The following is a 15790-nucleotide window of genomic DNA, read 5'->3' on the forward strand; positions in this document are numbered from 1 at the left end:
TGAAGCCAATGTTTTGAACGGTTTGATTTCACTAAGGAAAAGGGTTTGATCGCACGTGACATCCCCACTCACCTATCTAAGGTATGGCTTCATTCTCCTTCCGGCCGCCGCGGACATCTTTTTGCAGCAGCTCGATGATTACGGGGCATACATGGTGTACATATTGCTGTTTCTGGCGATTACGGTGCTAAGCCGCTTTTTGCCATCGCCTGCTTATCTGAAGGCAGCCGCTCTGCTGGAAATTCCACTATCTCTGTGGCTATGTCATCAATTCGGCTTCATGATGGTGTTCCTGTCCATCTCCACCCTATGTGTTTATTTGCCCTTGTTCGAGCGGCCAGGCAGGCTATGGGGGGCGTTCGGTCACCTTCTGCTGCTCAACATGGCTATTATCGATTACGATGCGCTGCTGCTGACGACCGCCAATCTACTGTTTCTGTTCATGGCGGTAACGTTCAACCACATCCATGAAATGAAGCAGAAGGAAGCGGATCATATTCAGTTATACGACGAGCTGAAAAGACTGCATTTCCAGCAGGACGAGGCCGGCAGACAATTGCTGCAATTCGCCCATCAGGTAGAGAGTGCGGCGCAGGCCGAGGAGCGCAACCGCATCTCCCGCCAGCTGCATGACGACATCGGCCACCGGCTGATTCGAGTTAAAATGATGATGGAAGCAGCCCTCCTCACCGTTCCGCATGATTCCGCGCGCGGCATGGATATGCTCCGTCAAATCCGTGACCAGCTGGGAGAGAGCATGGAGCAGATGCGAACGGCCGTGAAACAGATGAATCCGGCGCGGCGGATTACAGACGACTATTCCCTCGATCGGCTCCTGGAGGAGACAGGCAGACAGACCGGGATCGAGACAGAGCTAATATTGCAAGGAATTCCCTATCCGCTCTATCCCAGTCAACAGGTGGTGTTATACAAAAATGCCCGTGAAGCTATCACGAACGCCATCCGCCATGGCGAGGCTAAACGGGTCCAGATCATCCTGCATTACGGGGAACAGGACGTCCGGATGGAGGTTTCCAACGATGGTGCAGTCCATGAGCCGGCTGGCGGCGAAGCTTCATCAAACCGTCAAGGTATCGGAATGAGCGGCATGCTCGAACGAACCCAAGTGGTGGGCGGGACGCTGGAGGTACGGAGAACCGTGCCTTTTACCGTCATCACCCGGCTGCCTGTCTACCGGAAGCGTGAGATTATGTAATATAACAAGACGCAGTATCTTATTTTATCGAAAAGGTCGTGGACATCCATGATATCTGTTTTAATTGTAGATGATGATCCGTTCATTCGGGAAAGCTTGAAATTGCTGGTGGGGATGGATCCGGATATCGAAGTATCAGCTGTCGCAGAACACGGAGAGGAAGCGTTGGCTTTGTTGGAGGAGGGACTTCCTGTCGATGTCGTGCTCATGGACATTCGCATGCCGGTATGCGACGGCGTAGAGGGATCGCGGCGGATTCGTGAACGTCACTCGGATGTGCGAGTGCTTATGCTGACCACCTTCGATGATGATGAATATATTGTCGAAGCTCTGCGGAACGGGGCCAGCGGTTATCTGCTGAAGAACATTCCGCCGGACCGGATCATCCAGGGGATTAAAACCGTGCATGACGGAAACATGCTGATTCATCCCGATATCGCACGCAAGCTGTCCGGCATGCTTCGTCCAACGGCGCAGCCCGCCCCTAAATCCGCTGAGCTGGAACAATTCGGGCTGACCCCGACCGAGAAGAAGGTCGTCGTCCTTATTGCGGAGGGCCTGTCCAATAAGGAAATTGCCGGACAGCTTTATTTAAGTGAAGGTACCGTCAAAAACTATGTCACCGAAATCTTGGGAAAGCTCAATCTTCGGGACCGAACGCAAATCGCCATTTTTTATTTAAAAAAAGTGCAGGGCTAACTCCATATACAGCATTTTGCAACCAAAAAAGCGGGTCACTGTCCGATATAGGACAAAGGCCCGCTTTCCAGTATCATGATGAATGGAAACCTGTTTCTTCGGAGCCGCCGGTCGTTGCGCTGCCGGAAGAACCCCGCTTGCTGCGAATATGAAGTTTATTCGCCAGCAGCGTGATCAAGCTTACCGGCTTCAATCTCACCGCTATGCCATCTCTCGGATCAGGCGCCACGATAGCTCCCAGCTGATGATGATCCCCCGCGTAAATTGCACGCTGCAGGAACTTGCTCTCCCCTTGATGATTCTGAACCTCCAGCTTACAGAAGGCCGAATTCTGACGAAGGGCGCTATGCAGCTGTTCCTTGCTATGGATCAGTTTACCGTTCACCTTCAGAATCGTCTCTCCAGCCAGAATGCCTAGTTCGCTTGCCGGACTATTCGGAAGCACCGCGAGGACGCGTAGTCCACGAATCGGATGAACAAAGATCGGACTGCGCTGCTGCTCTTCATAACGGCTGTACCACACCAAGCCTTCGTGCAGCAATAATGCCGCTAATGCAGCCACGATAGTAAGCGGTGTCCACCACTCGGCAAGCAGGCTCAATGCCAGCACAATCGCTCCGTAGAATATGAGCCGCTTCGATGTGATTCCTGCCTTCTCCTGTGGAAGCATGCTCTGCGTCATTTCCCCGAAGCCGATTACGACCGGGAGCGCCATCATCGTAAAGCCTGCGCTCCAGGCATCACCGCCGAAAAATGGCGTCCAGGGCAGCACGCTGCCTCCGCTTACCGCCGGAACAAGCAGGAACAAGGGCAAGGGCCAGAAACTCTGCATATGATAGCCGCCAACGAGCTTGCCACGCTTCCCCTCAAGGAACAGCGGTGTAGCAAAACCCGAACCCTGTATCCTGACAAGCAAGGCTTCGGCAAAATGCAGGACGGCGGATAAAGCCAGCAGCGCGGGAATGTCCAATCCAACAATCGTTGTGGTTACTTGACTGATCCACCCATCCGGCTGCCAATTCGGAAACCAGCTTAATCCAAACTGAATGATCCCAAGAAGGCCGATGGAATAGGCAAAGCATAAGTACCGGATATGAAACAGCATCAGGATCAGGGATGTCACCCATATGCATATAATGGCTTCCAGGCTTAAGGATATCCCGAGGAAGGCCACAACGACGGACACGCCGATTCCTGCCAGCAGCCCGCCTAGAAACGTTCGCCATGTCTGCAACCCCCAGGAATGCAGCTTCACATGGAACAGCTTGCGCTCCACCAGCACCTGCCTTCGGTAAAACAGCATCACAAACAAAATCGAAATATAATAAAAGGGCTGCGTCAGCAGTTGTATGCCTGCATCTATCCCATACATAAGCAGTTGTTTCAATGTCTCCAACAGCTTGCCACGCTCCTTTCAGCTTCAAGACGCTTCAAAGCTTATACTTTCTGATATCTTAAAAGAAAAAAAAGAAGGCTAACGTTCAGCCTTCTTACTTGTTCGACGCCTGAGCGGCGATTTCCTTCCGAACCTCGGCAATTCCGCGATTCATTTGATTATCCTCTTTCGGATCCTGAATCTTCTCGATCAATGCGGCTTCCAACGCCTCGGCTGTGGCGCCGTTAAGAATACCGTCCGCTTTCAGCTTGTGCTTGCTCTGGAAGCTCTTGATCGCCTTCTCCGTGTTCCGGTCGAAATAGCCATCGGTACGCCCAGTCTTATAGCCAACGGCTTCAAGCATGATCTGCGCGTTCTTCACATCCGTGCTATTGGTGTCGTACGTATAGGTTTTCTTCTTATCGATCGGTGCAACGGTAAAGTATTCCGGCTGTGACACCTGAATATCCGGCTCAATTCCCTTCTCATGGATCCAGGTACCGTTTGGTGTCAACCATTTGGCAATCGTAACTTTGAGCAGGCTTCCATCGCCAAATTGCTTATCGAAGCTCGTTTGCACGGTTCCTTTACCGAAGGAATGCTCACCCATCAAGGTAGCTCCCGCCGACTGCTGCAGTGCGCCCGCCAAAATTTCGGAAGCGCTGGCGCTGCCCTTGTTCATCAGCACCGTAATCGGATAGGATTTCGCCTCACCGTTCGACGGATGCTTCTCCCGCTTCTTATTCTTATCCTCTACCTGAACGATCAACTCGCCTTTAGGTACGAACTGCTCTGCAATGTCAATGACAACGGACAGCACGCCGCCTGGATTGTTCCGGACGTCGATCAGCAGTCCCTTCATGCCCTGGCTTTCCAGTTTCTCGAGTTCTTCCTTAAAGCGTTCGCCTGTGTTCAGCGAGAATTGGGAGATCTCAATAACGCCGATTCCGCCCTTCTCCATCCGTGCCGATACGGTTTCCAGATCGACGTCATCACGAACGATAACATACTCGATCGGCTGTTCGGAGCCAGCACGCTTGATCTGAAGGACGGCCTTGGAGCCCTTCGGACCGCGAATCTTATTGACGGCCGCGTTCAGCTCAAGGCCCTGCAAGGATTCGCCATTGACTGAAAGGATGGTGTCCTTCGCCCGAATGCCGGCTTTATCCGCAGGAGATCCCTTGATCGGAGACACAACGACCACACTGCCATCTACAGAGGACACCTCCGCGCCAATCCCCGAGAAGGAGCCCTCGATGCTCTCTTCAAACTGGGCTGCCGTTTCTTTTCCCATATAGTTGGAATATGGATCTTCCAGCGCTTCCATCATCCCGTTGATGGCGCCGTCGATCAGTTTCGACCGATCGATATCCTTGTAATAATTGCTTTCGATGAGGTCAATTGCTGTCCCCAGTTTTTTCGCTTCAGACTGCTCCAGTCCATTCCTGTTCGCTATACTGGCCAGCAGCCCCTCACCGTCTCCAGTCTGGCTGGGAGCGGGCAGCTGGGTCAAAGCCATCGTTAACAGCACGCCGCATAGCATGGCAGCTATGACCAGAAAGACAGCCGTTCGTTTTTTCAGCAAGTACTTCACCGCCTTTGTACGTTTCAACTGCTACACACACGGGGAATCCCGTCCACCTAGTATATGATTGGCTTGCCGGGAATATTTATACAGCGGTCTGAAGGTTATATGGTATAAGTCATGAAATTCTGTTACAGATAAGGCGAAGGATTCACCGGCGATCCATTGACCCGAACCTCAAAATGAAGATGCGGTCCTGTGCTCTGACCCGTGGAGCCTACTTCGGCAATCTTCTGCCCTCTGGACACCTTATCGCCTTCGCTGACTTTAATGCCGCCGTTGCGGATATGTCCATACAATGTCCATACGCCGCCCCCATGATCAACAATAACACAGTTTCCGTAACCGCTCCACCATTCGGCCAAGATCACCGTGCCGCTCTCGGCTGCACGGATCTCCGTCCCTTGCGGAGCCGCAAAATCCTGGCCCGTATGCATCTTGCCAACCTCACCCGTTACCGGATGGACTCGCGGCCCATAACCGGAAGACAGTCTGGCTCCGGAGACCGGAAGGGCGAATGGTCCGCCGTTACCTGTATATCCGTCGCCGCCGCTACTACCGCCGAGGGTGGTCGCCTTGGCTCTTTTCGCCGCAGCCGCTCTTTTTGCCGCAGCCGCTTTGGCAGCCGCTGCTTTACGGGCAGCTTCCTCGGCCGCAAGCTTATTCTTTTCCTTCTGCAGATCCGAACGTTTGCTTGCCAGGGCAACCAGCATTCTATCCTGCTCTTCGGTCAAGATTTCCGCATCCTCAATTTCCTGATCATACTGGGCCAGTAGTACGCGCTTCTCCTGTTCCTTCTCGTTCAAGATGCTCTTACGGTCCTCCATTTGGCCATACAGGTCCTTGGCGGTTGCATACTGTCCTTCAAGTTCCTTCTTCTTGTCAATGACCAGCAGCTTGTCCTGCTTATGCTCCACCAGCAAATCCTGGTCCTGGTTAACGATCGTCTTCAAGGAATCCGCACGCTCAATAAAATCGCTGAAGCTGGTCGAGGAGAGCAGCACATCCAGATACGATACTTGCCCATCCATATAGATGAGGCGAATTCGGGATTCCAACAGCTTCTCACGGGAGGCGATACGCTCCTCCGCCGCTTCAAGTTCCTTGGTCGTTTTTCTTAGCAGATCCTCTGTCTCCTCGATCTTCATGGAGATTTTGGTCAATTCATTGCTGACGATGCTGATCTGCTCCATCACATATTTCAGATTCTTCGTTGTTTTCTTCTTGTAATGCTGAGCTTCTTGTTTATTTTCCGCTGCTTTGTTCTTCTGCGCCCGAGCTTTCTTGACCTGCTCCTGAAGCACTCTCAGCTCTCGATCTACATCGGCTGAAGTCTTCTTCTCGGCTTGTCCGACGGTCGGTTGGATCATAACAGTGGCCAGTAATAAGGCTGCTACTCCTGCGGCGATCTTCTTCAAGTTTCGCTCCCCATCCTTTACCTTGTTTTATACTTTCAAAAATTTACGTATCGACATGGTGCTTCCCCAGATGCCAATGACAATGCCCAGCCCAACAACAATGGTGCCGATCGGCAGCCACAAATCGCCTAGAGGGATTAAACTTTGGGCTAACGTCAAATCCGTTTGCGATGCGGCGTACAGGCGGTTGTAGCCTACAAACAATAGCGTGACCGTCACAATGGAGCCCATCAGGCCGATCATGGCGCCCTCCACGAAGAACGGCCAGCGAATGAAGTTGTTGGTCGCGCCGACAAGCTTCATAATGCCGATCTCGCGGCGACGGGCCAAAATCGTAACCCGAATGGTGTTCGAGATCAAGAACATGGACATCAAGCCGAGTCCCGCTACGAAAATAAAGCCGATATTCCGTACCGTCTTCGTAATCTTGAACAGGGTTTCTACCGTGCCTTCCCCATACTTGACACGCAGGATCGGCTCCTCCGTATACTTCTTGTTCAGGGCCGTAATCTTGTCGGCAACAAAACTGACCGTGGTCGGTTCAATAACGGAAACTTCGAATGCATCCGGTAGGGGATTCTGGTCCGCCTCGCTGAAGCCTTCCACCCATTCGGAGCCCAGGCTTTCCTCAAGCTCCTTCATGCCCTCTTCCTTGGACACGAACTTGATGGCGCTGACCTCCGGCATGGCCTCGAGTTCACCCTTAATGGTCTCGCGCAGCTTCTCATCCACGTTGAGATTTAAGTACGTATTGATTTGCACATTGCTATCTGCTTTATCGGCTAAAGCGTTCACATTCATGACTAACAGCATGAAAACGCCGAGTATAAACAAAGACACCACGATGGAAGTGACGGATGCGACCGACATCCATCCGTTCCGGAAAACGCTCTTCGCCCCTTCCCGCAAGTGCCGCAAGAAGGTTCTAAAATTCATACCCGTAATCTCCTCTCTGCTGGTCACGGACGATCTGTCCGTGCTCAATCGCAAGAACGCGTTTGCGCATGGTGTTCACGATATCCCTGTTGTGGGTAGCCATTACGATAGTGGTTCCCCTGAAATTGATCTCATCCAGCAGCTGCATGATGCCCCACGAGGTTTCCGGATCCAGATTACCTGTAGGCTCGTCCGCAATAATGACGGCGGGGTTGTTCACAATCGCTCTGGCGATTGCGATCCGCTGCTGCTCCCCGCCGGAGAGCTGGGAAGGTTCGCGGTTCGCCTTGGCTTTCAGACCCACAAGCTCCAGCACCTCCATGACCCGTCTCTTGATGAGACGCGGCGGCGCTTCAATAACCTCCATGGCAAAAGCTACATTTTCGTAAGCAGTCAGCTTGGGCAGCAGACGATAGTCTTGAAAAATAACCCCGATATTTCGGCGAACATAGGGGATTTTGCGCTGTTGCAGCTTCCCGATATTAAATCCGTTAACGGAAATTTGACCCTTGGTAGGAACTTCTTCTCTATAGATAAGTTTCATAAACGTCGATTTGCCCGCACCTGATGGTCCGACAACATAGACGAATTCATTTCGATTGATTTTGACGGAAACTCCCTGAAGCGCATGAGCGCCGTTCGGATAGGTCTTCCATACGTCCTGCATTTCGATCACTTCATCACTTCCCAATCCTTAATTAGCCATTATACTTTCGACAGTTTCCATCGAATTCCTTTAAAATCCATGAAAAATCCTCACGACATCGTCTATTGTAACAAATTTGTTACCTTTTGAGTACCCGAAAGTTTAAGCCCACCGTGACATATACATGAACAAGTGCATGAACTGCGGCCAATACGAAGTTAAGAAGGTGGTTTCGAATGAAAAAAATTCATCTTGGTCTCATCATTGTCATCAGTTTCGGTCTTCTCCTCTCCGTCGGCTTCGGTCTATTGACGATGTACGTGAACCAGAAGGAACTCCCGAAGGGGGTTGTTCTCTCCGGTTGGCAGGTAGGCGGTAAACCATCAGACGAGGTGCTGTCAGAGCTGGATCAACGGCTGCAGGCGATAACAGCGCTGAAGGTGGAGCTGCAATCGGACGCGCTTAAGGGACACACGGAAAGCTTCACTCTCCGAGAGGCCGGAGTTCAATTCAACGCAGCCGATTTTCAGGAGGCTATCGCCAGGTTGTCCGAAGGATCACTATGGGATCAAGTTCTATACCGGCGTAACTTTCAGCTGGAATGGCATATATCCACGGACTGGGATCGCGATGTGTTAAAAGAGAGGCTGAGCGAAGAGTGGCAAAAGGAACGCTTCGGGGAACCCGTCAATGCGGTACGGAGCATATCCGAAGATGATGTTGTCCGGTACACTCCGGAGAAAACGGCATACCGTATTGATTGGCCCGCATTCTATGAAGGGTTCAGCGCTGTGCTTCCGAATGAGTCTCACTTCACCGAGCCGAATCCCGATAAGATCATTACGGTTTCGCTGCCTCTCATCCGTCAAAAGCCCCCCGTTACCGTAAAATCGCTGCAGGATGAAGGGATTGAGCGCAAAATCGTTGAATTCTCCACCAGTCTCGGATCCAGCGGGCCTGGACGCGTTCATAACGTGACCGCTGCTGCCAAATCCGTAGACGGCATGATTCTGAAGCCCGGCGATGAATTCAATTATGCTCATATTATTGATACCGCGAAAAAGGAATACGGTTTTGAAGAAGCTCCTGTCATCGTGAACGGCAAGCTGGTCCCCGGCATCGGCGGCGGAATCTGCCAGGTATCCAGCACGGTGTATCGTGCCGCCCTACTGATCGGTCTGGAGATCACCGAAAGGCGGAATCATTCCCTTCCGGTCAGCTACCTGCCCAAGGGGCAGGATGCCACCTTCGCGGAAGGGGCGATCAATTTCCGTTTCCGAAACAACACAGGCAAGCATCTGCTTATTTTATCGGAAGTATCGCACGGTAATTTAACGTTGAAGATGTTTGGCACCTTCCCGGAAAACACGGAATATGAGCTTGTGTCCACCACCGTTGAAACCTTGCCGTCACCAGAGAAGGTCATTCACAATAACTCGCTGCCGCCAGGACTCAAGCAGGTGGTTCAGAACGGGAAGCCAGGCTATGTGGTTGAAACCTACCGAACCAAGAAAGTAAACGGCAAGGTTGTAGAGAAGGTTAAAATATCCAAGGATACCTATCGCCCCCAGAACAGCATCGTTGCCATCAATCCGACAAGCGAGGTCCAACTGCCGGAAGCGAATGACACACCGAAAGAGGAAGTGGTTGAGGACGGTATCAGCGCACCCTAAACCTGGAGATAGCATTGAAAACATCGACGTCTACTCTATCGGTTCCGTTCTGCGGCGAAAGCCCTTGAGGATTTCCCATTGGTCATACCGAACATAGTAGAAACATGGAACAGCCCGGATTCGCGAATAGAACCGCGAATCCGGGCTGTTTGCCTTGCCGCTATTTAGTGTAAGACATCGATTTTATAAAAGGTCCCGACTTCTGCCATGGCATCTGCGCTGAAGGCCTCGGTATATTCCACCTGTTCGGCCTAAGGCCTGAACGCGGGGATGGTTTCCACCCTTAAAACCGCCTGGACGCTCTGACCTCGGCTTCCGGATGCTGTGACAGTTCATCTCTGTACTCCACTTGCCGAATCTCGCAACCTTTGCCTAGGATCACCCGATTACCGCGGACGATATCAGCTTCGACATACTCGAGATCAAGGACGTCGCCTTCAATAATACGCGCCTCCAGGCGCGTTCCCCTTAAAGACAAGGACAGCATTTCCCAGAGCCGCTTCCCTTTTTTGCGAATCGTGATCCGGTCTCCAACGATTTCCTGTGCAAGGCAGCGACCCAATACTCGGATATCCGCTGTTCCAACATGCAGGCGGCCATCGATCTTAAAGCCTCCCTGGAACGTGGCGGATTCACTCCGCACATCACCATGGCTTCTCAAGTTTCCGGTAACCTCAAGCTTCTTCGATTCGGAATCTCCGTGAACGCTGCAATGCCCCCCGATGTAGATGGATCTGCTGCGCAATCCTTCTTTCAAGCTCAGGCTGCCGGCAACATTCAGCTCCTCAGACTCCACGGCCCCCTTAATGGTTCCCGAACCGTTCACGCGAATCGTACGCGCAGCGACGGCGCCATTGACGCTCATCGTTCCATTGCCTATCAATTCCCGGCACTCCAGATCTCCATTTATTTGCCCGGCACCGTCAATGCGTACCTTGTCGTATTGGCCGCCGCTTGAACTTCCGGTGCCCGTAATCTTCAGATCGGATAGCTTGTCGTCACGTGGTATCATGAGTATCCTCCATATCACAAAGTAATCACTATCTATATCTAAACTACTTCATCACAACAATTACCTTAAATAAAAGTCCATCCTCCACCAGGGTGGAGCCATAATCTCCCTCTAAGATACCACAACCCCGCTAATCATAGAACAGCCCGATGGCTGAACTTCGCTTCGGTCTCAAGACCGAGATGAAGTATGCAGCTTATCCTATCCATTTCGATTCCGGCCCAAGCCGCCTTTATATCCCCGAGGATTAGCTCGGTGGCCAAACGCAGCAGACTGTAAATCCGTTCATGCCCGCAGAAGCTGGTTCAGATTTGCTTGGAGGAAGGGAGATTGATTGTGATATGATTTAAATAGACTCGTCTTTTCGATCTCACATTTACAAAAGTGAAAGGGGATACATAACATGGCTCTTATGCAATGTCACTTCTACTCGGAGGTACTCGGTCTCAGCACGTCCATGACCGTTATTCTCCCTCAGCAAACCTCTTCGCAGATCGGTATGACCAATCATGCCAAAAAAGGGCTGCATCCGACGCTCTTCCTGCTGCACGGCCTGTCCGACGACGATTCCATCTGGCTGCGCAGAACCTCCATCGAACGCTATGTCGCCGAGATGGGCATTGCCGTCGTTATGCCGCAGGTACACCGCAGCTTCTATACGGACATGGAATACGGCGGCAAATACTGGACCTTCATCAGCCAGGAGCTGCCGGCCATTGCCCGTTCCTTCTTCCCGTTATCCCACGCGCGAGAAGATAACTTCGTCGCTGGCTTGTCCATGGGCGGGTACGGGGCATTCAAGCTGGCCCTTCGCTGTCCCGAAGCCTTTGCCGCAGCTGCCAGTTTGTCGGGCGCGCTCGATATGGCGGGTCATGTCCGGAGGAATGAGGCCTTGTTTGAACATCAATTAGTCTACGGAGATCAAGATATTACCGGCACCGACAACGACCTGCTGTGGCTGCTTCAGGAAGTCGATCGATCAGAGGGGCCTAAGCCGCTGCTGTATCAATGCTGCGGAACCGAAGACTTCCTCTATGAAGACAATCAAGCATTCCGCAAAGCCTGGGAAGAAACCTCCCTCGACCTCACCTATCTGGAAGGCCCAGGCGGTCATGATTGGGGATATTGGGATACTCACATTCAGGATGTGCTGAAGTGGCTTCCGTTGAAAGCCTGATGAATCCAAATATGCATGCCCATCCTACGGCCAGCAGTTGTCCCGCTGTTCGGTTTATCCGCATGCAATGGAGGACACCGCCCCTGTGATTCGTTCATACTTTTTTGATATCTTAAAAAAGGTGGATCGGCAAATGTAGCGTTTGCCGGTCCACCTCTATTTTTTCACGCTTGCGATTTCTGTATCGTTACTCTACATTCCCTTGACGGAGACCCAGCCATTCTTCCGTAACCTGAAGCGTCCGCACGCTGCGGTCAATGGCCGCCTTCACCTGCTCGGTTGCCGTGCCGCCGTAAACGTTACGCGCATTGACCACCGTCTCGGGTTGAAGCACGCCATAAATGGAGTCGTCGAACAACTCCGAGAACTGCTTGAACTCATCCAGCGTCAGGTCCAGCAGATACTTGTTGTTCTGGATGCAGTACAATACGGTCTTGCCGATCACTTCATGCGCTTGACGGAAAGGAAGCCCTTTGCCCACTAGGAAGTCCGCGATGTCGGTTGCGTTGGAGAAGTCGGTATTCACCGCTTCGCGCATGCGGCCTTTGTTGACCTTCATCGTGGCAATCATCGGTGCAAACAGCTGCAATGCGCCTTCCAGCGTAGCCACCGTATCGAACATGCCCTCTTTATCTTCCTGCATATCCTTGTTATAAGCAAGCGGCAGCGACTTCAGCACGGTGAGCAGACCCATCAGGTTGCCGTATACCCGTCCGGTTTTGCCGCGGACCAGCTCAGGTACATCCGGATTCTTCTTCTGCGGCATTATGCTGCTGCCCGTACAGAACGCATCATCCAGCTCGATGAAGTTGAACTCCGTGCTGCTCCAGAGCACCAGCTCCTCGCTCAAGCGGGACAAGTGCATCATGATGATGGAAGCATCCGAGAGGAATTCCAGAATGAAGTCGCGGTCGCTGACCGCATCCAGACTGTTCTCGTAAACGCCGTCAAACCCAAGCTGCTCCGCCACGAAATGGCGGTCGATCGGGAACGTCGTCCCCGCAAGCGCGCCTGCCCCGAGCGGCAACACATTAATGCGCTTATAGCTGTCGATCAGACGGTCGATATCCCGCTGGAACATGGACACGTAAGCCATCAGATGATGCGCAAACAGAATCGGCTGAGCACGCTGCAGATGCGTATACCCCGGAATAATTGTATCCAGATTATCCTTGGCTTGCCCGATTAATGCGGTTTGCAGCTCATGCAGCATGCCGGTCAGCGCCACCACGCGGTTACGCAAATACAGATGCATATCCGTAGCCACTTGATCGTTACGGCTGCGTCCTGTGTGGAGCTTGCCGCCGACAGGTCCGATTTCCTCGATCAGATTCTTCTCGATGTTCATATGGATATCCTCATCCGAAACGGAGAACTCGATGCTGCCCTCACGGATGCGCTCCAGCACCTTGTTCAAGCCAGCCTTGATCGTCTCCACGTCTTCGGCCGGCACGATGCCGCATTTGCCCAGCATGGACACATGCGCAAGGCTTCCCTGGATATCCTCCTCAGCCAGCTGCTTATCAAAACCGATGGATGCCGTATATTCCTCTACCAATGCGTTGGTCTGCTTCGTAAAGCGTCCGCCCCATAACTTGCTCACAACACTTGCCCCTCTCTGTTTAAGGCAGAGGGCCGCTTCCCGCTTAAGAAGTCCCATTGATCCCGGTTACGCGAGAATCAACGGAGCTCCCTTGCATGAAAACGGCCTTCAGCCTGTTCATTATTGTAAACTTATTGATTCTGGTTCACGCCGGTTGCCACTTTCAAACGCAGTGCGTTCAAGCGGATAAAGCCGGTCGCATCGCCCTGATCATAAGCTTGCGTTGGATCGGCTTCCATCGTAGCGATATCCGGGTTGTACAGACTAACCGGACTCTTTACGCCTGCGCCGATAATGTTGCCTTTATACAGCTTCACGCGCACCGTACCGGATACGTTCTTCTGGCTCTCGGTTACCAGGGCCTGCAGTGCCAGACGTTCCGGCGCAAACCAGAAACCGTTATAAACCAAGGTGCTGTAACGGGTAATCAGGCTGTCGCGCAGGTTCATCACTTCGCGGTCCATCGTGATGGATTCCATTTTGCGATGAGCGGTGAACAGGATCGTTCCACCCGGCGTCTCGTAGACACCGCGGCTCTTCATGCCTACGAAACGGTTCTCCACCATATCCACGCGACCGATGCCGTGCTTGCCGCCCAGCTCGTTCAGCTTCTCCATCACTTGCAGCGGGCTCATCGTTTCGCCGTTCAGCGCAACAACATTCCCTTGCTCAAACGTAAGCTCGAGGTATTCCGCCTCGTCCGGCGCATCCTCAGGCGATACGCTGAGCAGGTACATATCCTTGCTGTCCTCTGCGCTTGCATCGAACCAAGGATCCTCCAGCACGCCGCTCTCATAACTAATATGGAGCAGGTTGCGGTCCATGGAGTAGGATTTCGCCGCGGATGCCGTCACCGGAATGCCATGGGCTTCCGCGTAAGCGATCATCTCTGCGCGACCCGGGAAGGAGTTACGGAACTCCTCGATGCGCCAAGGCGCGATTACTTCAATGTCCGGTGCCAAGCCGGCTACGCCAAGCTCAAAACGGACCTGGTCGTTCCCTTTGCCCGTAGCGCCGTGCGCAATCGCCGTCGCGCCTTCGGCACGAGCGATATCCACCATGCGCTTGGCAATCAACGGACGCGCAATGCTGGTCCCGAGCAGGTACTGCCCTTCGTACATGGCACCCGCCTGGAACATCGGATAGATGAAATCTGTTGCAAATTCGTCGCGCAGATCATCGATGTATACTTTGGAGGCGCCGGTCGCCAGCGCTTTTTCCTCAAGTCCGTCCAGCTCTTCCTTCTGGCCGATATCGGCCGTGAAAGCAATGATCTCCGCATCGTAAGTTTCTTTCAGCCATTTCAGAATAACGGACGTATCCAGGCCACCGGAATACGCCAGCACGATTTTTTGTTTTGCCATCGTTAAACTCCCTCTCTTTGTTACTAACAACCCTGTCGTTCATTATACTAAAGATAACGTCCATTGACGCATTTTCATAGAGAATGTTCGCTGCAATCGAGTTGCACTAAGCCATCAAAGCAACCATCAAAGCCTTCTGGGCATGGAGACGGTTCTCGGCCTGATCAAAAATGACGGAGTTGGCACCGTCGATCACGCCTTCACTGACCTCTTCGCCCCGATGGGCCGGGAGGCAATGCAGGAACAAGTAATCCGGCTTCGCCGCCTTCACAAGCTCCTCATTCACCTGGTAGTCCGCAAACGCAGCCTCCCGCTGTGCCTGCTCCTCTTCAAAGCCCATGCTTGCCCATACATCCGTATAGATCACGTCCGCATCCTTCGCGGCTTCGATCGGGTCTTGCGTAATCGTAATTTTGCCACCCGTTTGCGCCGCGATTTCCTCGCTCAGCTTCACGATGCTGGCATCCGCCTCATAGCCCTTCGGACTGGCTACGGCCACATGCATGCCCATCTTAGCGCCGCCAATCAGGAGCGAATGCGCCATATTGTTGCCATCGCCGATAAAGGCCATTTTGAGACCTTTCAGCTTACCCTTGTGCTCCAGCACGGTCTGCAAATCGGCCAGCACCTGACATGGATGCGCCATGTCGCTCAGGCCGTTGATTACCGGAATGGAGGCATATTTCGCCAGGTTGACCACGTTGTCGTGCCCGAAGGTACGGATCATTAAGCCGTCCAAATAACGGGACATCACCTGAGCCGTATCGCTGATCGGCTCGCCGCGTCCGAGCTGAATATCGTTTTTACTTAAAAAGAGTGCATGTCCGCCCAGCTGGAACATCCCAGCCTCGAATGAAACCCGCGTCCGCGTGGACGACTTCTCAAAAATCAATCCGATCGTCTTGCCTTTCAGCGGCTGATAGACTTCGCCGTTCTTCTGCTTGCGTTTGATCTCAATTGCCGAATCAAGCAAGAACTGAATCTCTTCCGTCGAGTATTCGTCCAGCTCGATCATATCCCGCCCTTTCAGGCTTAATTCCTTCACTTGTCCGCTAGTGGCCATATTCTCCAGTCCTCCTTAACCAT

General features: G+C 52.6%; 13 protein-coding genes. 4 read left to right on the plus strand and 9 right to left on the minus strand.

Annotated features, from left to right (window positions below; genetic code table 11):
• The first annotated feature begins 55 nt into the window (after positions 1–55).
• Together MKX98_RS31320 and MKX98_RS31325 are read left to right on the plus strand one after the other, a co-directional pair.
• The gene (locus tag MKX98_RS31320) at positions 56–1216 is read left to right on the plus strand and encodes a histidine kinase (RefSeq protein WP_339220266.1); all 1161 of its coding nucleotides are present in this window, start codon (positions 56–58) and stop codon (positions 1214–1216) included.
• A gap of 48 nt (positions 1217–1264) precedes the next feature.
• Positions 1265–1915, plus strand: coding sequence for a response regulator transcription factor (locus MKX98_RS31325; protein ID WP_220683718.1), 651 nt, complete (start codon positions 1265–1267; stop codon positions 1913–1915).
• A gap of 73 nt (positions 1916–1988) precedes the next feature.
• On the opposite strand, the gene MKX98_RS31330 is transcribed toward MKX98_RS31325, so the two are convergent.
• From MKX98_RS31330 to ftsE, 5 genes are all read right to left on the minus strand, one after another.
• Entirely contained in the window at positions 1989–3311 is a 1323-nt protein-coding gene (locus tag MKX98_RS31330; RefSeq protein WP_220683717.1) for a PDZ domain-containing protein, read from the minus strand.
• A gap of 94 nt (positions 3312–3405) precedes the next feature.
• Positions 3406–4875 (minus strand): S41 family peptidase, encoded by a 1470-nt coding sequence (locus tag MKX98_RS31335; RefSeq protein ID WP_071219771.1) that lies wholly within the window; start codon positions 4873–4875, stop codon positions 3406–3408.
• A gap of 131 nt (positions 4876–5006) precedes the next feature.
• Positions 5007–6293 carry a M23 family metallopeptidase gene (locus MKX98_RS31340; RefSeq protein WP_220683716.1) on the minus strand — a complete coding sequence of 429 codons (1287 nt, stop codon included), beginning with the start codon at positions 6291–6293 and terminating at the stop codon, positions 5007–5009.
• Positions 6294–6320: 27 nt separating this feature from the next.
• Positions 6321–7229 carry a permease-like cell division protein FtsX gene (gene ftsX / locus MKX98_RS31345; RefSeq protein WP_339220268.1) on the minus strand — a complete coding sequence of 303 codons (909 nt, stop codon included), beginning with the start codon at positions 7227–7229 and terminating at the stop codon, positions 6321–6323.
• Positions 7219–7905, minus strand: a complete 687-nt coding sequence (gene ftsE / locus MKX98_RS31350; RefSeq protein WP_113059704.1) for a cell division ATP-binding protein FtsE — start codon at positions 7903–7905, stop codon at positions 7219–7221. The genes ftsX and ftsE overlap by 11 nt, the downstream gene beginning before the upstream one ends.
• Positions 7906–8111: 206 nt before the next feature.
• Here ftsE and MKX98_RS31355 point away from each other — a divergent pair, with 206 nt between their 5' ends.
• The gene (locus MKX98_RS31355; protein WP_339220270.1) at positions 8112–9548 is read left to right on the plus strand and encodes a VanW family protein; all 1437 of its coding nucleotides are present in this window, start codon (positions 8112–8114) and stop codon (positions 9546–9548) included.
• A gap of 283 nt (positions 9549–9831) precedes the next feature.
• Here MKX98_RS31355 and MKX98_RS31360 read toward each other — a convergent pair whose 3' ends face one another.
• A complete protein-coding gene (locus MKX98_RS31360) occupies positions 9832–10560 on the minus strand; it encodes a polymer-forming cytoskeletal protein (protein ID WP_339220272.1) in 729 nt (242 codons plus the stop codon).
• 403 nt (positions 10561–10963) lie between these two features.
• Between MKX98_RS31360 and MKX98_RS31365 the strand changes: the two genes are divergently transcribed.
• Positions 10964–11737 (plus strand): alpha/beta hydrolase family protein, encoded by a 774-nt coding sequence (locus MKX98_RS31365; RefSeq protein WP_339220274.1) that lies wholly within the window; start codon positions 10964–10966, stop codon positions 11735–11737.
• Between the two features lie 187 nt (positions 11738–11924).
• On the opposite strand, the gene argH is transcribed toward MKX98_RS31365, so the two are convergent.
• From argH to argF, 3 genes are all read right to left on the minus strand, one after another.
• Positions 11925–13340, minus strand: coding sequence for an argininosuccinate lyase (argH, locus tag MKX98_RS31370; protein ID WP_220683713.1), 1416 nt, complete (start codon positions 13338–13340; stop codon positions 11925–11927).
• A gap of 131 nt (positions 13341–13471) precedes the next feature.
• The gene (locus MKX98_RS31375) at positions 13472–14704 is read right to left on the minus strand and encodes an argininosuccinate synthase (protein WP_194539897.1); all 1233 of its coding nucleotides are present in this window, start codon (positions 14702–14704) and stop codon (positions 13472–13474) included.
• Between the two features lie 106 nt (positions 14705–14810).
• Positions 14811–15767, minus strand: coding sequence for an ornithine carbamoyltransferase (gene argF / locus MKX98_RS31380; RefSeq protein WP_194539898.1), 957 nt, complete (start codon positions 15765–15767; stop codon positions 14811–14813).
• Positions 15768–15790: the final 23 nt, after the last annotated feature.

The sequence above is a fragment of the Paenibacillus sp. FSL W7-1332 genome, assembly GCF_037969785.1.
Classification (GTDB): Bacteria; Bacillota; Bacilli; order Paenibacillales; family Paenibacillaceae; genus Paenibacillus_AQ.